Here is a 22,362-nt window from a genome sequence, read left to right on the forward strand (position 1 = left end):
CGAGTTCACTCGCGATGGACGTCAACGATAACGCGGGCCTGATGGCTGAACGCGTTGCCCCTGAACCCTTCACGAGCGAGCTCCCACAACAGAAACACATCGGCTTCAGGTTTTGATCACATACCCATAAGCACGAATCCGCCCCCCATCCTCCTTCAAATACACACCCTGCAGCTCCGGCGTGAAACCGGGCAGGGCATTGATCCCTTCCTCCAGCGCCAAAAAGTATTTCAACACCGCGCCACCCCAGATTTCCCCCGGCACCACGCACAGCACGCCTGGCGGGTAGGGCAGCGCACCTTCTGCCGCGATACGCCCATCCGCATCGGCCAAGGCCACCAGTTCGACATTGCCGCGGATGTACTCGATCTGCGCGGCCTGTGGGTCCATGGCCTTTTTCGGGAAGTGTTCCTTGCGGAACATCGCCTTCTGCAATTGCTGCACGTTGTGGTTGCGGTAGAGGTCGTGCATTTCCTGGCAGAGTTGGCGAATGGTGTAGTTGCGATAACGTTCCTGATGCTGCGCATAGATGCCCGGCAGCACCCGACTCATCGGCGCGTCGTCGCTGACGAATCGCTCGAAACGGGCAATCTGCGAGGCGAGGTGGGTCATCTTCGCCCAGTCCTCGGCCGGGGTCAGCAGGAACAGGATCGAGTTCAGGTCGCATTTTTCCGGAACGATACCGTTCTCTCGCAGGAAGTTGGCGAGGATGCCGGCATGAATGCCGAAGTCCGTATAGCTGCCGTCCACCGGATCAATCCCCGGCGTGGTGAAGAGCAACTTGCAGGGGTCGATGAAATATTGTTTTTCCGCGTAGCCAGCGAAGGCGTGCCAGCGATCTTTCGGATGAAACTCAAAGAACCGAAGATCTGCGGCAATCTCTTCGGTGGGGTAATCCTCCCAGGCACGGCCGTCGATGGTATCAGGCACGAACGGCTTGACCATGGTGCAGGCTTCGAGGATCAACTTGCGCGCATCGATGCCGAACCTGACGCAGTCTTCCCACAAACGCAGGCCGCTGCGGCCGGAATGGATGCGCGCGTTGACGTCCAGCGAGGCGAAAATCGCGTAGAACGGGCTGGTCGACGCCTGGGCCATGAACGCGTTGTTCAACCGATGATGGTTGCAGTAGCGTGCCTGGCCCTTGATGTGGCGATCCTTCTTGTGGATCTGCGAGGCCTGGGAGAACCCGGCCTGCTGTTTGTGCACTGACTGAGTGACAAATATGCCCGGGTCGTTTTCATTCAGGTCCAGCAACAGCGGCGAGCAGTCCTTCATCATTGGAATGAACTGTTCGTAACCGACCCACGCCGAATCGAACAGGATGTAGTCACACAGTTTGCCGATGCGATCGACCACCTGCCGGGCGTTGTAAACGGTGCCGTCGTAGGTGCCCAACTGAATGATCGCCAGGCGAAATGGCCGTGGCAGGTCGGCTTTTTCCGGCGCGACTTCGCTCACCAGTTCGCGCAGATACGCTTCTTCGAAACAATGGGCGTCAATGCCACCGATGAAGCCATACGGGTTGCGCGCAGTTTCGAGATACACCGGCGTGGCACCGGCCTGGATCAGCGCTCCCTGGTGGTTGGATTTGTGGTTGTTACGGTCGAACAGCACCAGGTCGCCGGGTGTGAGCAGGGCGTTGGTGACCACCTTGTTCGAGGCGGAGGTGCCGTTGAGCACGAAGTAAGTCTTGTCGGCGTTGAACACCTTGGCCGCGTGCTTTTGCGCCGTGAGCGCCGGGCCTTCGTGGATCAGCAGGTCGCCGAGCTTGACGTCGGCGTTGCACATGTCGGCGCGAAACACCGTTTCGCCCAGGAAATCGAAAAACTGCCTGCCCGCCGGATGCTTGCGGAAAAACTGCCCGCCCTGATGGCCGGGGCAGGCGAACGTGGCGTTGGCCGATTCGGTGTAGCGCTTGAGCGTGTCGAAAAAGGGTGGCAGCAGGCTGTCTTCATAGGCCTTGGCCGCTGTTTCCAGCTGATGGCCGTGGTACTGGGCGTTGTTGCTGGAGGGGTCGAAAATCCCGTTGACCTGCAGCAGCACGTCTTCCAGATGCTTGTAGACGTCGCGGGCGCGGGTGCCGGTACCGGGAGCGGTGACCAGGAAAATCGGAATATCGAAGCCGGTGCGTTGCAGAGTTTCCAGGGCACCGGCCATCACGTCTTCGACGGAGAACACCGCGACCGCAACGTCGGTGTAGTCGGTGTGGGTGATCGGGATGACTTCGCGGGCGGTCAGGAAACTGCCGTGTACGCTGTCGCTCGCGGCTATCTTCAATGCTTTCATGCTGGTAAATCTCCAGGCGGACATCCGTTTGTCCACCACTGTTCAAGAGATCAAGTGCCTGGGGAGCGCCTTCAAGCGCCCGGATCCAGAGCATGCCAGCATTGGGTATAGATCAAATATGACCGGGGTCAGGCTTTTCGCCGATTGACCGATCAGGTGTGCACCAGGGCGATGGTGAACGAAACCACGATCATGCAGGCGAAAGCAAAATTGAGATTCATGAAGTTGCCATCCGGAACAGTGTTGATGGCGCCATTCTGAACAGCCGCCGTGCAAATAAAAAATTCCCCGTCATGATTTGAAAGATCGAAAGAAATGATACCTGCCGGTTTGTGTTCGCCCTGCGGTTTGGCTACTCTCGCCAAAACACGCAGATTCACGCATAAACAGGCGCATCCATGCACGCAGACCATTCCCAAGCCGAACTCCCGCAACTGCGCCGGCAGAAAATCCTCCTGATCCTCGAACGCGACGGCAAGGTCATGGCCTCCGAGTTGAGCCAGCATTTTGCCGTTTCCGAAGACACCATCCGCCGCGATCTGTCGGACCTGGCCAGCGCCGGCCTGGTGCAGCGGGTGCACGGCGGGGCGTTGCCGCGGCCCAAGGACACCGGCAAGGATTACTTCACCCGCATCAGCGAGACCGATGAGGTCAAGACCCGTCTCGCGCAAGTGGCGGCCAATCGGGTCGAGGACGGGCAGATCGTGATGTTCGATTCCGGCACCACCACCTTGCAGATCGCGCGGTTGCTGCCTCCGGACATTTGCATCACTGCCGTGACCGCTTCGCCCATGACCGCGATCACTTTGTCCGAGTACAAAGGCATCAAGGTGATTCTGGCGGGCGGGCAACTCAATCCGGCGACGATGTCGGCCAGCGGCCATGAGACCTTGCGTTTGCTTGAAGGGATCAAGGCTGATCTGTTGTTCACCGGGGTGTGCGCGATTCACCCGCAAGTGGGCATCAGTTCCCTGCACTACGACGAGGTGCCGGTGAAGCAGGCGATGCTCGACAGCGCGTCCCATGTGATTGCGGTGACCACGGCGGACAAACTGGGGGCGGTGGAGCCGTTCGTGGTCGCGCCGTGTTCACGGTTGCACACGCTGATGACCGAACGGCATGTGGCCTCGGGGAATATCGAGGACTATCGGGTGCTGGGCATTGAGGTGGTGCAGGTGGAGGTCTGATCGTTTTGCATTGAATGGTCTGGCCCCTTCGCGGGCAAGCCCGCTCCCACAGGGATATGGGTCGTACACACAGGCTGTGTTCGCCCAAGAACCTGTGGGAGCGGGCTTGCCCGCGAAGGGGCCGTCACTGACTGACGCCTCAGCGCAACCGCTCGAGCATCTGGTAGTACCACATGCCCGCCGCCAGCATCGGGTTGCCGAGCAGGTCGCCCATGGGCACGCGGATGTGTTGGCAGGCGGCGAAGGTGTCGAACTGTTGCAGTTGCCCGGTGATCGCCCGGCCCATGATTTCGCCCATGATGTGGGTGGTGGCGATGCCGTGGCCGGAGTAGCCCTGGCAATACCAGACGTTGTCCGAGAGCTTGCCCAGTTGCGGGATGCGGTTGATGACGATGCCCATCGCGCAGCTCCACTGGTAATCGATGGCCACGCCTTTGAGCGCCGGGAACGTCTGCTCGATGCACGGCCGCAGTTCGGCGGCGATGTCCCGGGAATCCTTGCCGCTGTAGTTGGCGCCGCCACCGAACAACAGGCGACCGTCGGCGGTCAGGCGATAGTAGTCGAGCACGAAACGGCAGTCGTACACCGCCAGGTCTTCGGGGTTGATCTGTTTGGCCAGATCGCCCAGTGGCGCAGTGGTGACGATGCCGCCCATGGCCGGGAAGATCTTGCCCTTGAGCTGGCCCGGTTCGAGCTTGTGGTAGACGTCGCCGGCCAACAGCACCTGATCGGCGTCAATGCGGCCGTGGGCGGTGCGCACGCCCGGGCTCTTGTGAACGCCGTCGCCATGGATGATCTCCAGCACTTCGCTGTTCTCGAAGATCAGCGCCCCCAGACTCTGCGCCGCCCGTGCTTCGCCGATGCACAGGTTCAACGGGTGCAGGTGCATGTTGCGGGCGTTCTTGATCGCGCCATGGTACAGGTCGCTTTGCAGCAGGTCGCGGACCTGGCTGCGGTCGAGCAGGCTGACCTCGTCACCCATACCGCGCCGCACGGCTTCGTCGTAGTCATTGCGCAAACCGTCCATGTGGCTCGGCTTGTAGGCCGCATGCAGATGGCCGTGCTTGAGGTCGCAGGCGATGGCGTATTTCTCGACCCGCTGCTGGATGATCTGGTGCCCGCGCCAGCGCAGGTTCCAGATGAAATCGTCGACCTCATCGCCGAGGGTGCGACGCATCTGTTTGCGCATCGCTTCGTCCCCCGAGAGGCTGCCGGTGACCTGGCCACCGTTGCGCCCGGTCGCGCCCCAGCCGATCTTGTGACTTTCGACGATGGCCACTTTCAGGCCTTTTTCCGCCAGTTCGACCGCGGTGGCGACGCCGGTGAAACCACCGCCGATGATCACCACGTCAACCCGATGCTGGCCTTGCAGGGTGGGGTAGTCGGTCTCGTGGTTGAGGGTGGCGGTGTAATAGGAATGGGTGCGTTGAGTCATGACGATGTCCAGACGAAAGAGATAGAGAAACGAGCACTGACCCTGTGGGAGCGGGCTTGCTCGCGAAGGGGCCGTACCAGCCACCATGAGGGGTGAATGACACACCGCTTTCGCGAGCAAGCCCGCTCCCACAGGGGATTGCGTGTGGCTGGCCGGGCGGATTACGCCTGCGTCAGATACCACCGCCAATCCTGCTCACCCACCTCTGCCATGAACTGTCGATACTCGGCCCGCTTGACCGCCAGGTATACCCCCAGAAAATCCTGCCCCAACGCATCCCGCGCCCACGCCGAATGCTCCAGCGCCGTCAGCGAGGTCAGCCAGTCGGTGGGCAGCAATTGCGTGGCCTGCGCATAGCCGTTGCCCTGCACCGGTTCCCCAGGATCAAGGTCCTCGCGAATGCCACGATGAATACCGGCCAGGATCGCCGCCGCCGCCAGATACGGGTTGGCATCGGCGCCGCAGATGCGGTGTTCGATGTGCCGGCTGTTGGCCGGGCCGCCCGGTACGCGCAGGCTGACGGTACGGTTGTCGACACCCCAGGTCGGGGCCAGCGGTGCATAGCTGTTGGCCTGGAAGCGCCGGTAGGAGTTGGCGTTGGGGCAGAACAGCAGCAGCGAGTCGAGCAAGGAAGCGAGCATGCCGCCGATGGCCGTGCGCAGCAGCGGGGTGCCCGCCGGGTCTTCGGAAGCGAAGAGGTTACGGCCTTCGGCATCGGCGATGCTGACGTGCATGTGCATGCCGGTGCCTGCCAGATGATCGAAGGGTTTGGCCATGAACGTGGCCTGCATGCCGTGCTGGTGAGCGATGGCCTTGACCAGGCGCTTGTAGCGCACGGCCTGATCCATCGCCAGCAAGGCATCGCCGTGTTCCAGGGTAATTTCCACCTGGCCTGGGGCGTATTCGGAAATCGCCGTGCGCGCCGGAATGCCGTGGAGTTTGCACGCCGCGTACAGGTCGGCCAGAAACGGTTCGATCTGCTCCAGTTCACGCAGGCCATAGACCTGCGTATGCCTCGGTCGACCACCGTCCGCATCCAGCGCCGGTTGCGGCCGACCGTTCTGATCACGCTTGGCATCAAGCAGGTAGAACTCCAGCTCGCAAGCCATCACCGGGTGATAACCCTCGGCCTTCAATCCATCAATGACCTTGATCAACAGATGACGCGGGTCGGCGATGCTCGCCGGCATGCCTTCCTGCGGGTGCATGCTGACCTGCACCGCCGCCGTCGGAATTTTTCGCCACGGCAAGCGCACCAGGCTGCCTTCGAGGGGGTAGGCGCGGCAGTCGATATCGCCCACGTCCCACACCAGCCCGGAGTTCTCGACATCGTCGCCCTGCAGGGTCAGGCCGAGGATAGTGCTGGGCAGCGGACGGCCGCTTTCATACACCGCCAGCAGTTCTTCGCGGTGCAACAGCTTGCCCCGCGGTACGCCGTTGGCATCGAGGATGAACAGTTCGATCATGTCGATATCGGGGTTGTTCGCCAGAAAAGTCTGGGCGTGTTCAAGGGCTGCGAATTTCATGGTTCGTCACTCACGTTGGCGCCACGCAGGCGCACGGATTCAGGCCACGTTACGACGACGGACGAAGTTCCGGCGTGCAGTGGCAGCGATAGCGAAAGGGAGAGGGCTCGGGCAGACAATCAGCCGAGCAGAGGGCTATCCGGCGGACGTGCGGAGTGACGAAGTTTGGAGCGGCTCAAGGCCATGGGCAGGTTGACAATGCGGTTCATGACGGATGTTTCCAGCATTGGAATCGTCGGCGACTTGGGTGACAAGCCATCCGGGCGTGACTGGATACTAGGTGGGAATGTTACAACTGTAAATGTCTATTGCTGCGCCGGTATTGCGTGCGGGTCCGCACGCACAGTCATTCGTTGGCGGACATGCCGCCTTTGCGAGCAAACCCGCTCCCACGGAATCAGGTCAATACAAAATCCACTGGCGCCAACAACGGCGGCAGCGGTGTCACACCCTGCGCGGCCAGCACGTCGCGTTCGATGATGCGCACCAGGGCGTCGATCGGCAGCGCGTTTTCATCTCGGCTGAAGGGGTCTTCCAGGGCATCGGCGATCGCATCCAGACCGAAAAACGTGTAGCTGACGATGGCGGTGAACAACGGCGTCAGCCAGCCCAGGGGTTCGGCCATGGCAAAGGGCAGCAGGATGCAGAACAGGTAAATGGTGCGGTGCAGCAGCAACGTGTAGGGGAAGGGCAGCGGCGTGTGCTTGATCCGCTCGCAAATGGCCTGGACCTGGCTCAGGCGGGTCAGATGGTTGGCCATCAGCGTATAGCGCCACTCGTTGATCGCGCCGGATTCGGCCAGCGTCGAACACTGTTGCCCGACCTGCATCAGGACCCGCCCGCACAGGTCGCCGGCGTTTTGCGCCGGCACAGGGTCTAGCCAGGCCCCGCTGGCTGCCAGTTCGTTCTCCTTGCGCAACCGGGCATTGAGCGCGTGAGCGAAGCCGCACAGGTTGCCGAGCAGGCGATTGCGCTGGGCCTGATCCTTGATGACCTGGCTTTCTCGGGCCATGGAGCGGATGTCCACCAGCAGGTCACCCCAGGCCTTGCGCGCCTCGTACCAGCGGTCATAGCAGGCGTTGTTGCGAAAGCTCATGAAGATCGACAGCGACAGACCCAGCAGCGTGAACGGCGTGGCGCTGACCTTGGAAAAATAGCTGGGGTGCGCCGTTTCCACGAGCACAATGACCGAAGCCAGCAACGTCACCATCAGCGCCCGCCAGGCGATGCGTTTGGCGATCGAGCCCTTGAGCGACGTCAGGATGCCGATCAGGTTGGGCTTGGGTCTGACGATCATGGTGTTCAGCCACCTGTCATGTTCATGAAGCGAACGACCTGGACCTCGTCGTTCAGTTGGAAATTGTGCTGGTAAGGCTTGAGCTTCATCGCCTCGATGATGGCTGCTTCCAGGCGCTCTGGCTGACCGGGGTGGCTGCGCACAATGGCCTTGAGATCGGCCGAATGCTCGTTGCCCAGGCACAGCAACAGTCGTCCCTCCACGGTCAGCCGTACCCTATTGCAGGTGCCGCAGAAGTTGTGGCTGTGGGGCGAAATGAACCCCAGGCGGATCTGCGGCGCTTCGGCCAGCCGCCAGTAGCGCGACGGGCCTTGGGTGGACTCGGCGGAGTCCATCAGAGTGTAGCGTTCGGCGATCCGCTCACGGACCTGGGCGCTGGAATAAAACGATTCGGCGCGGCTGTGTTCACTGATGGAGCCTAATGGCATCTCCTCGATGAAGGAAATGTCGAGGTTGCGGTCGATGGCGAAACTCACCAGGTCATTGATCTCGTGATCGTTGCGACCCTTCATCACCACGCAGTTGAGCTTGGTGTGGCGAAAGCCGGCCTTGTTGGCGGCGTCAATGCCCTTGATCACCTGCGCCAGATCACCGGTGCGGGTCAATTCGCGAAAGCGTTGCGGGTCCAGGCAGTCGAGGCTGATGTTCAGGCGCTTGACCCCGGCCTCGAACAACGGCTCGGCCAGCCTGGCCAATTGCGAGCCGTTGGTGGTCATGCACAGTTCACGCAGGCCGGGCAGGGCGGCGATCTTCTGGCACAACTGCACCACGCCGGGACGGATCAGCGGCTCGCCTCCGGTCAGGCGGATCTTGCGGGTGCCCAGGGCGACGAAGCTTTGGGCCACCTGGTAAATCTCTTCGAGGGTCAGCACCCGTTGGCGCGGCAGAAATTGCATGTCTTCGGCCATGCAGTACACGCAACGGAAATCGCAGCGGTCGGTGACCGACATGCGCAAATAATCCACGCGCCTGGCAAACCCATCGGTCAGGACTCGTTCCGACATGATTTCCTCGCCCGGTGTCGTGTGAGTTGTAGGAGCGAGCTCGCTCGCGATGCCCCTGAACGATAACGCGTGCAGCCTGGTTGAACGCGGTGCTCATGAGTCCATCGCGAGCGAGCTCGCTCCTACAGTTGAATCAACTACAGATTTGTCGCGCAGACTAAGTGCAGCCTGGGGAGGGCGTCCAATCACTGTTAATGACCGGTTGATCGACAGGCTCTATGAGCAGGGCCCGTGGCGAGGGAGCTTGCTCCCTCGCCACAAGGGTTGTGTCGTGTACCGGACTTACTGCGCCCCAAACATCGCCGTCCAGTAAATCCCTGCATCGCTCTTCGGATCGGTCGCGTAGGCTGCGCCCAGTTCCTTGAATTGCGGGTTCATCAGGTTGGCGCAATGCCCGGGGCTGGCGAGCCAGCCGTCCACCACCTTGCGCACGCTGTCTTGCCCGGCGGCGATGTTTTCACCGATCTGCTGGAAGTTGTAACCCTCCAGTTCCGCGCGATCGCCCGGGGTGCGGCCGTCGCGGTCCTTGTGATCGAAGTAGTTGTTGTTGGCCATGCTGCGCGAATGGGTTTCGGCGGCGGTGGCCAGGGTGGCGTTCCAGGCCAGCGGCGAAGTTGCGGCGAAGGATTGCGTGCCGCACTGGCGGGGGCGGGTACGGGCGACGTTGAGTTCGGCCAGCAGTTTCTGGCCTTCGGCCTGCCAGTCGCCCAGGCGTGCGCTCAACAGAGGGCGCGCCACCACGATGCGCCAGTCGCGGTCCTGACGGCTGACGCCGACATCGACGAACTGCGGGTCGAGCACGATCTGGCAAAAGCTTTCCTGGATGGCCTTCATCGCCGACGCCGCATCCCGCGGGCCGGACAGGCTGATCGCCTGCACGTTCTTCATCGGGTAATTGGCGCTGGCCATGGCCTGTTGCAGATTGACCATGCTGGCGGCGGACAGCACCAGCCGTGGGTCGGCGGCCAGTGGCGGCAGTTCCGAGGAGACTTGCCCGGCGCAGCGCTGCAACTGGCTGCGGTAGAGGTTGATCGATTCGATCAGTTGCGATTCGTCGCTCGCCTGTGCCGTGACGGCAAGTGACAGGCCCAGTGACAACCCGGCAAAGCGCAGGACGGATGATACGAAATGCATGGAAATCCCCTTTGGCTGACTGCGCCCATGATGCGCGAAGTTGCTCCCTTTAAGGCAATGGATTTTCCAGAATGTTGTGGCGCAGGTGCAATCATTTCACTACTACACTAAGGCGATCATTCCTACTGAGTCATCCGACCATGCGCCTGGACTGGATAGCTGCCTGTCTTTCATTGTCGCTGCTTGCCACAACGGCTTTGGCCGACGATCAAGAACAAAAACAAAAAGTGGCCGAAGACAAGGCCCAAGTGCTGGAGCAAAAAGCCGCGGACAATACCAGTACCGCACCGGTGCCCAAATCAGAAGCCATTACCCAACCTGAAGTCCAGGCCGTGGACCCAGCGGGCAAGGCGCCGCTGGACGACGCCATCACCTGCCTGGCCCGCTCCATCTACTGGGAAGCCAAGGGCAAGGATTCAGCCGACATGGAAGCGGTGGCCAACGTGGTCATGAATCGCCTGGGCCACGAAGGTTTTCCCGATACGGTGTGCGGTGTGGTCAAGGAGGGATCGGAAAGCAAAAGCTGCCAGTTCTCCTGGTGGTGTGACGGCAAGTCCGATTCGGTGCAGGAGGAGGTGCCGTACTCGATGGCCAAGGAAATCGCGCGCAAGGCGCTCAACAAGCAACTGCCGGACCGCACCAAAGGCGCGTTGTATTTCCATGACCGCACGGTGAAGCCGGACTGGGCCAAGGAATACACCAATACCGCGAACATCGGTTTGTTCAAGTTCTACAAACCACAAGGCGGCGATGCGAAGTAGTCGCTTTCAGGCTGAAAAAAACGCCGAAACGGTTCCTGCGTACCGAAACTGAAATGTTTCTGTTTTACAAGCTTCATGACGGAGCAACGCGTTAGACATGTCATGAGCGGAAACAGAGCATGAAGCAAGCATGGTTTTTCAGCGGTAAAACGGCGCCTGTCGCCTGCCGGGATGACGCCTCGTGACGGTCCTGGTCACCGGCGCCGCCGGGTTCATCGGTTTTCATACCGCCAGGCGTTTGTGCCAGGACGGTCACGAGGTGGTCGGGATCGACAACCTCAACGACTATTACGACGTGCGGCTCAAGCAGGCGCGGTTGCACCAACTGCAGTCCTTGCCGGGCTTCAGTTTTCGCCAGATCGACATCGTCGACAAGCAAGCCTTGCTGACCCTGTTCGGCGACCACGGCTTTACCCACGTGATTCACCTGGCAGCCCAGGCCGGCGTGCGCTATTCGCTGGACAATCCGGATGTCTACGGCCAGTCGAACCTGGTGGGTTTCCTCAATATGCTCGAAGCCTGCCGGCACTATCGTCCCGAGCACCTGATCTACGCCTCCAGCAGCTCGGTGTACGGCGCCAACAGCAAAATGCCCTTCAGCGTCGATGACCCGGTCGATCAACCGGTGTCGTTGTACGCGGCGACCAAACGCGCCAACGAATTGCTGGCCCACAGTTATTGCCATCTGTACGGCCTCAAGGCCAGCGGTCTGCGCTTCTTCACCGTGTACGGGCCCTGGGGGCGGCCGGACATGGCGCCATTGCTGTTCACCGATGCCATCCTCAATGGCCGGCCCATCGACATCTATAACCAGGGCCAGATGGCGCGGGACTTCACCTACATCGACGACATCGTCGAAAGCATCGTTCGCCTGCGCACGCGCCCGTCTGGCGAGGGCATCAACCGCCTGTTCAACATCGGTCGCGGCGAGCCCATGGCGTTGCTGGATTTTGTCCAGTGCCTGGAGTCGGCGCTGGACCGGCAGGCCGTGCGCAACTTCATGCCCATGCAGGCTGGCGATGTGGTCAAGACCTGGGCGGACGTCTCGGCACTGACGCAGTGGATCGACTTTCAACCCCGGGTGCCGGTGGCCACCGGGGTGACGGAATTTGTGAAGTGGTATCGGCGGTTTTATCAGATATGAAGCATTCGCCTCTGATAACGGAACAACCAAAAGGCGAGGGAGACTCCATGAGCCAGGACATTTTTGTATCGGTACTGATTCCAGCGAAAAACGAAGCGAACAACCTCAAGCCGTTGCTCGAGGAAATTCGTGTGGCACTGGCAGATGAAGCCTACGAGATCATTGTCGTCGACGATGGCAGCACCGACGCCACCCTGCAGGAGCTTCGGCAGATCCGCAACAATGGCCTCAGTGCCTTGCGCATCCTGCAACATGAGCGTTCGCTGGGGCAGAGCACCTCGCTCTACCACGCCGCGCGTGAAGCCCGCGGGCACTGGCTGGCGACCCTGGACGGCGACGGCCAGAACGACCCGGCGGACATCCCGGGCATGCTGGCCCTGGTGCGTGGCAGCGGCGATGTGCAACTGGTGGCCGGGCACCGCACCAACCGTCGCGACACCGCCAGCAAGCGCTGGGCGTCGCGTTTTGCCAATAACCTGCGCAGCCGTCTGCTCAAGGACGCCACGCCGGACACCGGCTGCGGTCTGAAGCTGATCGAGCGAGCGGCGTTCCTGCGCCTGCCGTATTTCGATCACATGCATCGCTTCATTCCGGCGCTGATCCAGCGCCACAACGGCCGCATGATCGTGCACCCGGTCAATCACCGGCCGCGCACCGCCGGGGTCTCCAAGTACGGCAATCTGGACCGCGCGCTGGTGGGCATTCTCGATCTGGTCGGCGTGTGGTGGCTGATCCGCCGCACGCGGCTCAATGCCTTGCCTCAGGAGCTCGAAGGATGATCATGACCCGCGAAGCCCTGTGGCTGGTGATCGGTTTTGCCGGGCAGATCGCCTTTACCGGTCGATTCGTCCTGCAATGGCTGTACAGCGAATACAAAAAGCGCAGCGTGATCCCGGTGAGCTTCTGGTACCTGAGCATCGTCGGCAGCACCTTGCTGTTCGCCTATGCCATTTACCGCCAGGACCCGGTGTTCATCGCCGGCCAGGCCTTTGGCTCGATTGTGTATTTGCGCAACCTGCAATTGATTGCCAAAAGCCGAAAAGCCGAGGACTGAGCCATGCGCCGCACCTTATCGCCCAGGGTCGAATGCCTGGGCCTGATGCTGCTCGCCTTGCTGTTGATCGGCGCCGGGCTGGGACTGCGCCAGGCGCAGAACGTCGATGAAGAGCGTTTCCTCGGCGTCGCCCTGGAGATGCTGCACAACGGCTCCTGGCTGATTCCGCACCGTGCCGGGGAAATCTACGGCGACAAACCGCCGATCTTCATGTGGACGGTGGCGTTCTTCGTCTGGCTGACCGGTCTGCCGAACCTTGCGCTCTATATTCCGGGGCTGTTTTCGGCGGCGACCGTCACCGCCATGGTGTACGACCTGGGGCGCCGGTTGTGGAACCCGCGCATCGGTCGCATCGCCGCGCTGCTGTACCTGGCGACCTACCAGACCTACAGCATCCTGCGCACCGGGCAGATCGACAGTTTCCTGATCCTGTTCACCACCCTGGGCCTGTACGGACTGGCGCGGCACCTGCTGCTGGGGCCGGCATGGCGTTGGTTTTACGTCGGCTGCGCCGCGATGGGCATTGGCGTGATCACCAAGGGTGTGGGTTTTCTGCCAGCGCTGTTGTTGATTCCTTATGGCTACGCGGTGCGCAAGGGCTGGTCCGGCGCAGTGGCGATGCCTGGGGAGGCGCGCAAGTGGCTGCTGGGATTTGCGATCATGCTGGCTGCGATTGCGGTCTGGCTGCTGCCGCTGGCCTTGTCCATCGTCTTCAACGGCACCGCCGACGAAATCGCCTATGTCCGGGAGATCCTGCTGCGCCAGACCGCCGGACGCTATGCCGCCGCGTGGCACCATCGCGAGCCGTTCTGGTACTTCTTCACCAATGTCATTCCACAATACTGGCTGCCGCTGGTACTGGCGTTGCCCTGGCTGGTACCGGCCTGGCGCCGGCAACTGCAAAAGCGCGACGCTCGCGTGCTGGTATTGCTGGGCTGGGTGGCGCTGGTGGTGCTGTTTTTCTGCATCAGCAGCGGTAAGCGCAAGCTGTACATCTACCCGGCGCTGCCAGCCCTGGTACTGGCGGCCGCGCCCTTGGTGCCTTGGCTTCTGCGACGCTGGTTCCAGGGCCGGCCACGCCTTCGCCGAGCGTTCCCGGCACTGGTCGCGACCTGGTTCGTGCTTTGGTTCGCCCGGGGTTTCATTGAACCGGTCCGCGAAGGCACCAACCCCAACCAGACCCTCATGGCCCAGGCCAACAGCATGACCCACGGCGCGAACCTGGTGCTGGTGAACTGGAGCGAAGGCCACTGGCTGTTCGCCCGCCAGCCCATTGTGCACTTCGGCATGCTCGATTCCACGGTGGAGCGGGCGGCGCAGTGGTTGCGCGAACATCCCGACGATTATGCGTTGGTGCCCGATGAGGTACTGAGCCACTGCTTCAAGCCCGAGGCAGCCAGGGCATTGGGACAAGACATCCATGAACCGTGGTCGATTGTCGGGAGTGAGGCGGACAACGGTCAGTGCCACGCTGAGGGAAGGCCGAAAATCTATCGCTTCAACTGGGCGCCACTCGCCGCGAATTGACCCGGGCAGGATTCATTTTGGTGCCTTGTGCGCGTCAGGCTGAAGTACGGCATTGGCCGGTCCTGGTGTGAACCCTCCATTGGAATCAACAACATAAGCGTGGGCATGAGTGATGTGACGAACGTGGCACGCACCTTGCTCTGTCCCGTAGGCACCATGACAGGTGCACATCCGGGACGACCCGGAGGCCTCAGGGCTCTGCGATATCTGGACGACCAGGTGACATTTTGACTAATCATCAGGAGGTTACTTATGGCGCCCACGCCCCGAATCACCCCTCATTCGGCTTTCACGACCCTGCCATTGGTGGACATCAGCGGTCTGTTTTCGACGAGCCTGGCCGAGCGCAGTCAGGCTGCCGTGGCTCTGGGGGATGCCGCTTCGCAAGCGGGCTTTCTCTACGTCACCGGGCATGGCATCGACCCGCAGATCATCAGCCGCCTCAAACAGCGAACAGTGGAGTATTTCGCCCAGCCCCTCGAACGGAAGATGCAGGACTACATCGGCCATTCGAGCAACCACAGCGGCTACGTGCCCGAGGGTGAAGAGCAGTTCGTCGAGGGCAGCATCGATCACAAGGAGGCGTTCGATGTCGGGTTCGATTACCTGTTGCCACAGGGACGTCGGCCGATGCTGGGGGCCAATCGCTGGCCTGAGTTGCCGGGGTTCCGGCAAGACATCAAGGCTTACTACGACGCGGTGTTCGGTCTGAGCCTCATGCTGTTTCGAGGCTTCGCCCTGGCGTTGGGGCTGGCCGAAGATGCCATCAGCCAGCACGTCAATCATCCGCCCAGCCAGCTGCGGTTGATCCACTATCCGTTTTCCGCGCAGGCACCGACAGATCGTCCCGGTATCGGCGCGCACACCGACTATGAATGCTTCACCATTTTGCTGCCGACGGCACCGGGGCTGGAGGTGTTGAACGGGGCAGGGCAGTGGATCGATGTGCCGCTGGTGGACGGGGCGTTCGTGATCAACATCGGCGACATGCTCGAAGTGCTGAGCAATGGTCGGTATGTCGCGACGGCCCATCGGGTGCGCAAGGTCGCTCAGGAGCGGTTTTCGTTCCCGATGTTCTGTGCCTGTGATTACGACACGGTCATTGCCCCCATCGCCCAGTTGCTCGATCCGGCATCACCCGGCCGCTACGGGCCGCTGGTGTGTGGCGAGCACCTGTACGCGCAGACCCTGCAGACCTTTCGCTACCTCAAGCAGCGGTTGGCCCGGGGCGAGCTGAGCCTGCCGGAAGGGGCAAAGGGGTTGTCCTCCTTTGGCCGCGTCGCCGTCGGCGAGGAGGTTTGACAATGCACCTTCGTGATCTCGTCGCGCACTACCCGCAACGTCCGGCCCAAGGCGTCCCTGACTGGATGCTGGGGTTCTACAAGCGCCGGGCGATCAGCTTCGCCGATGGTTTGACCGATACCCGCACTCACGTCTGCTGGTTTCAGAGCCGCAACTTCACCATCGATTTGCGCCTGCCGCTGGAACATCAGCAGGTGCCGGCAAAGCCGTTGGCAGCCTGTAGCGTTGAAGAGCTGCAACGGTTGGCCAACTACGAAGGCTGGCAGGCCTTGTGTGCCTGGGAAGGCGAGACCCTGAGCTGGCATGGCGGGACCTCCCTGCAGGTGCACAACCGTTGGCCGGAGCCCGCCGTGTTGAAGCGCATCGGCAACTGCATGATCGAATTCGCCCCCAGCGGCGCATACGTCGAAGACTGGCGTCTGCAATCTTCAGCGCCGGGCGCCTTGATCGGTCTGCGCCTGGTGGTGGAGAGGGAGCTGGAGAGCGGCGTTGTGCGCCATCGCGGGGGCGGCCTGATCCTGTGCGGTGATCATGCGGCGATGGTGATCGGCCGTGCGCAACCGCTGGAGGGCGAACAGGAGGGCGCGCAGCTGCGGGATCTGGTCGCGCGTTTTGGCGATGACCCTGTGTGGCTGAACCGGGCGTTCAACGTTGAAACCTCGGTGGCCGAGGGTTCAATTGCGGACGGCTACCAGGTGACCCTTTCGACCTGTGCGCAGCGCGTTGGCCAGCTGCTGATTTCCCTTGAGGGTTTCGAGCTCGAGGTGGATGGCGCTCATGTCACCCAGAGGCTGCTGATCGATGGCCGGGCCTGCGAACGGCTGTTCATCATCGACACCCTGGAACCCTGCGTCGGTTTCGCCCAGGCCACAGGTTTGAGCGGCAGCGCCGAGCAGTGGTACGCGCGCGAATCGCCCACGTTGAGCCGCTACACCCAGCCGCTCTTCTGACCCATCGTTTCACTCCATTCATCATCCGTGAGGTTTCCATGAAGGCATTCTCGTGCGTGTTCAATCGTGTTGCAGTGCTGCTGTTGGCGTTGTGCTGTCTGGCATCTGGCGCATCAGCCGCGGAAAAAAAGCAGGAATTCAAGGTCGCCTGGTCGATCTATTCCGGCTGGATGCCCTGGGGCTATGCCAGCGAACACGGGATCATCGACAAGTGGGCAAAAAAGTACGGGATCAAGATCGAACTGGTGCAGCTCAATGACTACATCGAGTCGATCAACCAATACGCCGCCGGCGCATTCGATGCCTGCGGCATGACCAACATGGATGCCTTGACCATTCCGAGTGCCAACGGTGTCGATACCACGGGGCTGATCCTGGGGGATTACTCCAACGGCAACGATGCCATCGTGCTCAAGCACGGCAAGACGTTCGCCGACATCAAGGGCCAGCAGGTCAATCTGGTGGAGCTGTCGGTGTCCGACTACCTGATGTCCCGGGCCCTGGACATTCACGGGATGAGCCAGCGCGACATCAGGATCATGAACACCTCAGATGCCGATGCCGTGGCCTCGTTTTCCACCGCTGGCGTGACGGCGGCGGCACTCTGGAACCCACAGTTGAGCATGGTGATGAAGCAGTCACCGACGGCGGTTGAGGTCTTCACCTCCAAAGAGATTCCGGGGGAGATCATCGACATGATGGCGGTCAATACCCAGACGCTGGCGGCCAACCCGGAACTGGGCAAGGCGCTGGTGGGGGCGTGGTTCGAGACCTTGCAATTGATGTCCGGCAACGATGGGCAGGCGATCTCGGCACGCACGTCGATGGCCGAGCGCTCGGGCACCGACCTCAAGGGTTACGAGGAACAACTGACGCAGACCATGCTGTTCTATACCCCTGCCACGGCCTTCGAGTTCGCCAACTCCGACGCGATCCGCAAGACCATGGACAAGGTACGCACCTTCTCCTTCGCCAAAGGGTTGCTGGGCCAGGCCGCCACCAGCGCCGATGCAGTGGGCATGCAGTTTGCCGACGGCTCGACCCTGGGGGACAAAAACAATACCAAGCTGCGTTTCGACACCCGGTTCGTGAACATGGCGATGGCCAACCAGCTCTGACCCCCGATCCTTGCAGGAGCGAGGCTTGCCCGCGATGGTCGTTAACGATAACGCGTTGAGCCTGACTCGCTGCGGTGTCCTTGAGTCCATCGCGAGCGAGCTCGCTCCTACAGGGGGAGAGGTTAATCAAGCATGGCTGCGACGCCAGAAGAACCGGGCCAGCAGTGTGTCGAGGCTGAATTTGCCGGGGCCGCTGAGCACCAGGGGGACCAGGGCCGCCAGATAGATCAGCGGCAGTTTGAAGTTGCCGTAACCTTTGTTGGTGATCGAGTAACCCTGGGCCAGCTCGCTCAGGCTCGACCAGTCGGCGGGCCAGTGCACGGCGGCGGTGGCGACGATGGTCACCACGATCAGGCTGATCGCCGAGAAACGCGTGGCCAGGCCCACCAGCAGGGCGAGGGCGCAGATCAGTTCCACCCACATCGACATTTCCCAGTTCAGCGAGGCGGACAAATGGTTGAACGGAAACAGGAAGCGATCCTGAATGTCGGCAAACCAGTTCTCGCCGTTGAATTTTTCCAGGCCCGACTCGAAGAACTCCCAGGCCAGGAAGATCCGCAGGGTCAGTGGCGCGATCCAGGTGCCGGCACGGTCAAGGTTCAGGTGCAGGCCCTTCACGGCCGAGGAAATCGAAGTGCTCATGGGGTGTTCTCCTTCAAGTCTTTGGGTGTCGGGCTTGGGTGGGCCCGTTTAGCGCAAGGATCGGCCTGGCCAATCGACAGGTGAATTTCATCAGCCGGGTGTATCTGCGATGTGTCGTATGCGCGGGGGTTTGAAGGTTTGTTGTGTCGGGGGCGGGGTTGTACACACTGAGATACGTAACCTCCTGTGGGAGCGGGCTTGCTCGCGAAAGCGATGTGTCAGTCACTGATGTGTCGACTGATACTCCGCTTTCGCGAGCAAGCCCGCTCCCACAGGGAACAATGGTGCGGGTTGCGTGGCGTTAATTCGTCAAATTGGATCTTTTGTCCTGCATCCGGGCTTCGTATTGTCCGCAGCTTTGGGCGCAGTGCGCAGGGGAGTCGGGATGAATTTCACATGGCGCAGGAAAACCGCCGGGCACATCGTCGAGCAGACCATGCCGGTGCAAGCGCCGGTACCGGTGGACAGTGCCGATGACGCCCGGGTCGCGGCACGCCAGGCTGAGTTGCGCGACCGGGATTTCTTCCGCGGGCTGGCGCAGCACCTGTTGACCTGCGGCAACTCGCTGGCGCCGGTCAGTGAATCGTTCTCGATGCTCAACCAGCGTCTCAAACTCAACCACCAGCGGGCGGAAACCGTGGCCCAAGCGGCCATCGACAACCGTGAACAGGTCAGCCATCTGCAGGAGCAATCCCGGGTCATGGCCGCGGGGCTGCAAGCGCTGGAGGGGGTGATCACCCACCTGGTCGGCCGCGCCAGCGAGATCGATCGCATCGTTGACCTGATCAGCGATATCGCGCGCAAGACCAACCTGTTGGCCCTCAACGCCGCCATCGAAGCGGCGCGGGCCGGCGATACCTGGCGCGGTTTTGCAGTGGTGGCCGGCGAAGTGCGGTTGCTGGCGGAAAAAACCGCCGAAGCGACCCGGGAAATCGTCAAGGAAACCTCGGCCATCCAACAGGAAATCAGCCAGGCCAAGCAGTCGATTTCGCAACAGAGCCAGGTCTCCCACGCGTTTGGCGCGGTGATCGACCAGGCCGCCGATGCCATGGCCGGCATGTATGGCGAAGCGCAGCAGATGCAGCGGGAAATCGACCAATCGCACCTGCTGTCCAATGTCGAGCTGGCCAACTTGCAGGAACTGACGCTGAAAGTCGCGGTGTACGATCGCCTGCTCAATCCCAAGCCCCATGCGCCGTTGATCCTGCCGGACGAAACCGAGTGCCTGTTCGGCCAGTGGTACTACGCCAAAGAGAACCAGACTCAGCAGAGCGATGCCGATTTCCGACGCATGGAGGTACCGCACAAACGGGTGCACAGCAGCGGTCAGGCGGCGCTGGACGCCCATGCCCGAGGCGAACTGGAGGAAACGCTGAAACAGGTGGGGCAGATGGAAGAAGCCAACGCCGCGGTGATGCGCACGGTCAAGGGCCTGCTGCATTCGCGTCTGGTCTGAAACGGGCGCTGGCGCGGGTGACGCTCGAGAACTTTTGCTATACATTTTCCGCCCGCCCATTACATGGTGTAACCGCTTCATGTCTCTTGCGCTCGAACGTCTAGTCGCTGGCACGCCGATCCCTTTCGCCGGTAATCGTGTCACTGTGGTCAGCCCCGAACTGGCAGCACGCTTCCAGCCCGGTGACCACCTGCTGGTGGAGCAGGTCAGCGGCGAATTGTTGCTGATCCCGGTGGCCGACCAACAGGCGGCAGCGGTGGCCATCGAGCGTGCCGAGGCGGCGTTTGGCGCACTGTCGGCGGTGTCGGACCAAGCGATCAGCCAATTTTTCGATCTGTTTGCCCAACGCCTGGAAACCCCGGAGTGCTGGGCGCTGATCGAAGCGGCGAACCAGGCCGACATCGAACGGGCCAAGGCCCGCGGTCGTTCCACCACCCGTCTTCTGGCCGATGAGCGCATGCGTCGCGACATGATCGCCGGCCTGCGCGCCTGGCGTGATGCCTCGGCCACCCGTGGCAAGGTGATCAGTTGCGTCGAGCATGACGGCTGGAAAGTCGAGCAGGTGGTTTCACCGCTGGGCATCGTCGCCTTCGTTTTCGAGGGACGGCCGAATGTATTTGCTGATGCCGCAGGCGTATTGCGCACCGGCAACACCGCCGTGCTGCGCATCGGCAGCGATGCGCTGGGCACCGCCCAAGCCATCGTGACCCATGCGCTGAATCCCGCATTGAGCGATGCCGGGCTGCCGGAAGGCGCGGTGTCGTTGGTGGAAAGCGTCAATCACGCCGCCGGTTGGGCGATGTTCGCCGACCGCCGTCTGTCCTTGGCCGTGGCCCGGGGTTCGGGCCGTGCGGTCAGCCAGTTGGGCAGCATTGCGCAACAGGCCGGCACCGCTGTGAGCCTGCACGGCACCGGTGGCGCCTGGTTGATCGCCAACCACGACGCCGATGCCACGCGTTTTGCCGCCGTGGTGCGCAACTCCCTGGACCGCAAGGTCTGCAACACCCTGAACGTGTGCCTGATCCACCGCGACCGCGCGGCTGAACTGGTGCCGCTGTTTCTGGATGCGCTGCAACAGGCCGGCAAGACACGGGGGCAGGGCTGCAAACTGCACATCGTCGAAGACAGCGAAGGGTGCCTGCCCGCCGACTGGCAGAGCGCAACCGTCCAGGTGTACCGCGCTGAGGGCTATCAGACCGAAGCCCTGGCCGAACCGCTGGCGGAAGATCAATTGGGTCGCGAGTGGGAGTGGGAGGAAACCCCGGAAGTCAGCCTGAAGATTGTCGACGACCTGGACAGCGCCATCGCCTTGTTCAATCGCTACAGCCCGCAGTTCACGGTGTCGCTGATCAGCGAAGACGCGGCAACACAGGAGCGCTTCTACAACGCGGTCAACGCGCCGTTTGTCGGTAACGGCATCACCCGTTGGGTAGACGGACAGTACGCGCTCAACAAGCCGGAACTGGGCCTGTCGAACTGGGAAAGCGGGCGACTGTTTGCCCGTAGCGCGATTCTATCGGGCGACGGTGTGTTCACCATTCGCAGCCGTATGACGCAGAGTGATCTGGGCGTCAAACGCTAAAGCCACGCAACGTGTAGCAGCTGGCGCCAGCTGCTACAGCGTTACTTACGCCACATCCACTGCCTGGCTAAACACAGCAACGGTGGTCGGGTGCTCGGCCAGCGATACGAAGCGGCGGCTGCTGCCGTCGAGCGCATCGATCGAGCCGGTCTCAATGTCGTAGACCCAGCCATGCAATTTCAACTGACCTTTCTCCTGGGCCAGGCGCACGCTCGGGTGAGTCTGAATGTTGGCCAGTTGCGCGATGACGTTTTCACGCACCATCGAACTGACTTTGGCGGCTTCACTGGCGTGAGGACGCGCCTCGTTGATGACTTTCGCCGACTCGGCGTGTTGCAACCAGCCAGCGACCGCAGGCAGGTGATCGACGCATTTGCACTTGGCGACAGTGGTCATGGCGCCGCAATCGGAATGGCCGCAGATCACGATATCGGTCACGCCCAGCACAGCGACGGCGTATTCGACGGTGGCCGACACACCACCTGGGTGCGGGCTGTAGGACGGCACGATGTTGCCGGCATTACGGATCACGAACAGCTCACCGGGTTCTTGCTGGGTCAGCAGCTCTGGCACTACACGGCTGTCGGAACAGGTGATGAACAGTGTGCCGGGGTGTTGCGTGGTGGCCAGGTGTTTGAACAGGTCGGTGCGTTGTGGAAAGACTTCTTTCTGAAACTTCAAAAAACCTTCGATGAGCGCTTTCATGGGAGCTTCCTCTTGTTTTGGTTCTGTAGCGGCTGCGGGGCAGCCGCTACCAGATAGTGTGTGATCGCTTAGAACGGACGCAGTGGCAGGAACTTGCCGTCGAGGGTGATCACCGCACGGTGGCCGCCTTCTGGGTCTTCGACTTTTTTCATGTTCAGCTTGAAGTTGATCGCGCTGATGATGCCGTCGCCGAACTGCTCGTGAACCAGGGCTTTCAGGGTGGTGCCGTAGATCTGGATCATTTCGTAG

At 61.6% G+C, this 22,362-nt stretch carries 20 protein-coding genes and 2 pseudogenes; 12 read left to right on the top strand and 10 right to left on the bottom strand.

Annotated features, from left to right (window positions below):
- Positions 1 to 105: 105 nt before the first annotated feature.
- Positions 106 to 2,289 (bottom strand): ornithine decarboxylase SpeF, encoded by a 2,184-nt coding sequence (gene speF, locus B0W55_RS12660; RefSeq protein WP_077046333.1) that lies wholly within the window; start codon positions 2,287 to 2,289, stop codon positions 106 to 108.
- A 152-nt stretch (positions 2,290 to 2,441) separates the two neighbouring features.
- Positions 2,442 to 2,669: a hypothetical protein gene (locus tag B0W55_RS30790; protein ID WP_077046334.1), complete on the bottom strand. Its 228-nt coding sequence runs from the start codon at positions 2,667 to 2,669 to the stop codon at positions 2,442 to 2,444.
- Positions 2,670 to 2,687: 18 nt separating this feature from the next.
- Here B0W55_RS30790 and B0W55_RS12670 point away from each other — a divergent pair, with 18 nt between their 5' ends.
- Positions 2,688 to 3,476 (top strand): DeoR/GlpR family DNA-binding transcription regulator, encoded by a 789-nt coding sequence (locus tag B0W55_RS12670; protein ID WP_077046335.1) that lies wholly within the window; start codon positions 2,688 to 2,690, stop codon positions 3,474 to 3,476.
- Between the two features lie 139 nt (positions 3,477 to 3,615).
- On the opposite strand, the gene B0W55_RS12675 is transcribed toward B0W55_RS12670, so the two are convergent.
- From B0W55_RS12675 to B0W55_RS12695, 5 genes are all read right to left on the bottom strand, one after another.
- The gene (locus B0W55_RS12675; RefSeq protein ID WP_077046336.1) at positions 3,616 to 4,911 is read right to left on the bottom strand and encodes an FAD-binding oxidoreductase; all 1,296 of its coding nucleotides are present in this window, start codon (positions 4,909 to 4,911) and stop codon (positions 3,616 to 3,618) included.
- A gap of 161 nt (positions 4,912 to 5,072) precedes the next feature.
- Complete coding sequence (locus B0W55_RS12680) at positions 5,073 to 6,437, bottom strand: glutamine synthetase family protein (RefSeq protein WP_077046337.1); 1,365 nt, start codon at positions 6,435 to 6,437, stop codon at positions 5,073 to 5,075.
- A gap of 397 nt (positions 6,438 to 6,834) precedes the next feature.
- Positions 6,835 to 7,734: a bestrophin family protein gene (locus tag B0W55_RS12685; protein WP_077046338.1), complete on the bottom strand. Its 900-nt coding sequence runs from the start codon at positions 7,732 to 7,734 to the stop codon at positions 6,835 to 6,837.
- Between the two features lie 5 nt (positions 7,735 to 7,739).
- Positions 7,740 to 8,738 (bottom strand): GTP 3',8-cyclase MoaA, encoded by a 999-nt coding sequence (gene moaA, locus B0W55_RS12690; protein WP_077046339.1) that lies wholly within the window; start codon positions 8,736 to 8,738, stop codon positions 7,740 to 7,742.
- A 282-nt stretch (positions 8,739 to 9,020) separates the two neighbouring features.
- Positions 9,021 to 9,872, bottom strand: a complete 852-nt coding sequence (locus B0W55_RS12695; RefSeq protein ID WP_077046340.1) for a CAP domain-containing protein — start codon at positions 9,870 to 9,872, stop codon at positions 9,021 to 9,023.
- A gap of 140 nt (positions 9,873 to 10,012) precedes the next feature.
- Here B0W55_RS12695 and B0W55_RS12700 point away from each other — a divergent pair, with 140 nt between their 5' ends.
- The 8 genes from B0W55_RS12700 to B0W55_RS12735 all read left to right on the top strand — a co-directional run bounded on the left by B0W55_RS12700 (position 10,013) and on the right by B0W55_RS12735 (position 17,728).
- The gene (locus B0W55_RS12700) at positions 10,013 to 10,633 is read left to right on the top strand and encodes a cell wall hydrolase (protein WP_077046341.1); all 621 of its coding nucleotides are present in this window, start codon (positions 10,013 to 10,015) and stop codon (positions 10,631 to 10,633) included.
- Between the two features lie 181 nt (positions 10,634 to 10,814).
- Positions 10,815 to 11,777, top strand: coding sequence for an NAD-dependent epimerase (locus B0W55_RS12705; protein WP_077046342.1), 963 nt, complete (start codon positions 10,815 to 10,817; stop codon positions 11,775 to 11,777).
- A 47-nt stretch (positions 11,778 to 11,824) separates the two neighbouring features.
- On the top strand, positions 11,825 to 12,556 hold the full coding sequence (locus B0W55_RS12710) for a glycosyltransferase family 2 protein (protein ID WP_077046343.1): 732 nt from the start codon (positions 11,825 to 11,827) through the stop codon (positions 12,554 to 12,556).
- Positions 12,553 to 12,831: a lipid-A-disaccharide synthase N-terminal domain-containing protein gene (locus B0W55_RS12715; RefSeq protein ID WP_077046344.1), complete on the top strand. Its 279-nt coding sequence runs from the start codon at positions 12,553 to 12,555 to the stop codon at positions 12,829 to 12,831. The genes B0W55_RS12710 and B0W55_RS12715 overlap by 4 nt, the downstream gene beginning before the upstream one ends.
- Before the next feature lie 3 nt (positions 12,832 to 12,834).
- Positions 12,835 to 14,358 carry a glycosyltransferase family 39 protein gene (locus B0W55_RS12720; protein WP_077046345.1) on the top strand — a complete coding sequence of 508 codons (1,524 nt, stop codon included), beginning with the start codon at positions 12,835 to 12,837 and terminating at the stop codon, positions 14,356 to 14,358.
- 252 nt (positions 14,359 to 14,610) lie between these two features.
- Positions 14,611 to 15,660: an isopenicillin N synthase family oxygenase gene (locus B0W55_RS12725; protein ID WP_077046346.1), complete on the top strand. Its 1,050-nt coding sequence runs from the start codon at positions 14,611 to 14,613 to the stop codon at positions 15,658 to 15,660.
- Positions 15,661 to 15,662: 2 nt separating this feature from the next.
- The gene (locus tag B0W55_RS12730; RefSeq protein WP_077046347.1) at positions 15,663 to 16,610 is read left to right on the top strand and encodes a hypothetical protein; all 948 of its coding nucleotides are present in this window, start codon (positions 15,663 to 15,665) and stop codon (positions 16,608 to 16,610) included.
- 38 nt (positions 16,611 to 16,648) lie between these two features.
- Entirely contained in the window at positions 16,649 to 17,728 is a 1,080-nt protein-coding gene (locus B0W55_RS12735; protein ID WP_077046348.1) for a putative urea ABC transporter substrate-binding protein, read from the top strand.
- Between the two features lie 126 nt (positions 17,729 to 17,854).
- On the opposite strand, the gene B0W55_RS12740 is transcribed toward B0W55_RS12735, so the two are convergent.
- Entirely contained in the window at positions 17,855 to 18,370 is a 516-nt protein-coding gene (locus tag B0W55_RS12740; RefSeq protein WP_077046349.1) for a DoxX family protein, read from the bottom strand.
- Between the two features lie 700 nt (positions 18,371 to 19,070).
- On the opposite strand from B0W55_RS12740, the pseudogene B0W55_RS31545 reads away from it, so the two are divergent.
- The 3 genes and pseudogenes from B0W55_RS31545 to B0W55_RS12750 all read left to right on the top strand — a co-directional run.
- Positions 19,071 to 19,412: pseudogene (locus B0W55_RS31545) on the top strand (methyl-accepting chemotaxis protein); the annotation flags it as partial.
- A 36-nt stretch (positions 19,413 to 19,448) separates the two neighbouring features.
- Positions 19,449 to 19,826: a CZB domain-containing protein gene (locus tag B0W55_RS31550; RefSeq protein ID WP_256576284.1), complete on the top strand. Its 378-nt coding sequence runs from the start codon at positions 19,449 to 19,451 to the stop codon at positions 19,824 to 19,826.
- 79 nt (positions 19,827 to 19,905) lie between these two features.
- Positions 19,906 to 21,408, top strand: a complete 1,503-nt coding sequence (locus B0W55_RS12750; RefSeq protein ID WP_077046350.1) for an aldehyde dehydrogenase family protein — start codon at positions 19,906 to 19,908, stop codon at positions 21,406 to 21,408.
- Positions 21,409 to 21,453: 45 nt separating this feature from the next.
- Here the strand turns inward: B0W55_RS12750 and B0W55_RS12755 are convergent, their stop codons facing one another.
- Positions 21,454 to 22,113, bottom strand: a complete 660-nt coding sequence (locus B0W55_RS12755) for a carbonic anhydrase (RefSeq protein ID WP_077046351.1) — start codon at positions 22,111 to 22,113, stop codon at positions 21,454 to 21,456.
- Positions 22,114 to 22,181: 68 nt separating this feature from the next.
- Positions 22,182 to 22,362 (bottom strand): annotated as a pseudogene (locus tag B0W55_RS12760) (cyanate hydratase); the annotation flags it as partial.

The sequence above is a fragment of the Pseudomonas sp. KK4 genome, assembly GCF_001984065.1.
Lineage (GTDB): Bacteria > Pseudomonadota > Gammaproteobacteria > Pseudomonadales > Pseudomonadaceae > Aquipseudomonas.

What these genes read in the sequence shown, in the direction of transcription:
- B0W55_RS12710 (WP_077046343.1), top strand. Translation starts at nt 11,825, where the DNA reads ATGAGCCAGGACATTTTTGTATCGGTACTGATTCCAGCGAAAAACGAA.
- B0W55_RS12700 (WP_077046341.1), top strand. Translation starts at nt 10,013, where the DNA reads ATGCGCCTGGACTGGATAGCTGCCTGTCTTTCATTGTCGCTGCTTGCC.
- B0W55_RS12680 (WP_077046337.1), bottom strand. Translation starts at nt 6,437, where the DNA reads ATGAAATTCGCAGCCCTTGAACACGCCCAGACTTTTCTGGCGAACAAC.
- speF (WP_077046333.1), bottom strand. Translation starts at nt 2,289, where the DNA reads ATGAAAGCATTGAAGATAGCCGCGAGCGACAGCGTACACGGCAGTTTC.
- B0W55_RS12725 (WP_077046346.1), top strand. Translation starts at nt 14,611, where the DNA reads ATGGCGCCCACGCCCCGAATCACCCCTCATTCGGCTTTCACGACCCTG.
- B0W55_RS12735 (WP_077046348.1), top strand. Translation starts at nt 16,649, where the DNA reads ATGAAGGCATTCTCGTGCGTGTTCAATCGTGTTGCAGTGCTGCTGTTG.
- B0W55_RS12740 (WP_077046349.1), bottom strand. Translation starts at nt 18,370, where the DNA reads ATGAGCACTTCGATTTCCTCGGCCGTGAAGGGCCTGCACCTGAACCTT.
- B0W55_RS31550 (WP_256576284.1), top strand. Translation starts at nt 19,449, where the DNA reads ATGCAGCGGGAAATCGACCAATCGCACCTGCTGTCCAATGTCGAGCTG.
- B0W55_RS12685 (WP_077046338.1), bottom strand. Translation starts at nt 7,734, where the DNA reads ATGATCGTCAGACCCAAGCCCAACCTGATCGGCATCCTGACGTCGCTC.
- B0W55_RS12720 (WP_077046345.1), top strand. Translation starts at nt 12,835, where the DNA reads ATGCGCCGCACCTTATCGCCCAGGGTCGAATGCCTGGGCCTGATGCTG.
- B0W55_RS12695 (WP_077046340.1), bottom strand. Translation starts at nt 9,872, where the DNA reads ATGCATTTCGTATCATCCGTCCTGCGCTTTGCCGGGTTGTCACTGGGC.
- B0W55_RS12675 (WP_077046336.1), bottom strand. Translation starts at nt 4,911, where the DNA reads ATGACTCAACGCACCCATTCCTATTACACCGCCACCCTCAACCACGAG.
- B0W55_RS12755 (WP_077046351.1), bottom strand. Translation starts at nt 22,113, where the DNA reads ATGAAAGCGCTCATCGAAGGTTTTTTGAAGTTTCAGAAAGAAGTCTTT.
- B0W55_RS12670 (WP_077046335.1), top strand. Translation starts at nt 2,688, where the DNA reads ATGCACGCAGACCATTCCCAAGCCGAACTCCCGCAACTGCGCCGGCAG.
- B0W55_RS12750 (WP_077046350.1), top strand. Translation starts at nt 19,906, where the DNA reads ATGTCTCTTGCGCTCGAACGTCTAGTCGCTGGCACGCCGATCCCTTTC.
- B0W55_RS12715 (WP_077046344.1), top strand. Translation starts at nt 12,553, where the DNA reads ATGATCATGACCCGCGAAGCCCTGTGGCTGGTGATCGGTTTTGCCGGG.
- B0W55_RS12730 (WP_077046347.1), top strand. Translation starts at nt 15,663, where the DNA reads ATGCACCTTCGTGATCTCGTCGCGCACTACCCGCAACGTCCGGCCCAA.
- moaA (WP_077046339.1), bottom strand. Translation starts at nt 8,738, where the DNA reads ATGTCGGAACGAGTCCTGACCGATGGGTTTGCCAGGCGCGTGGATTAT.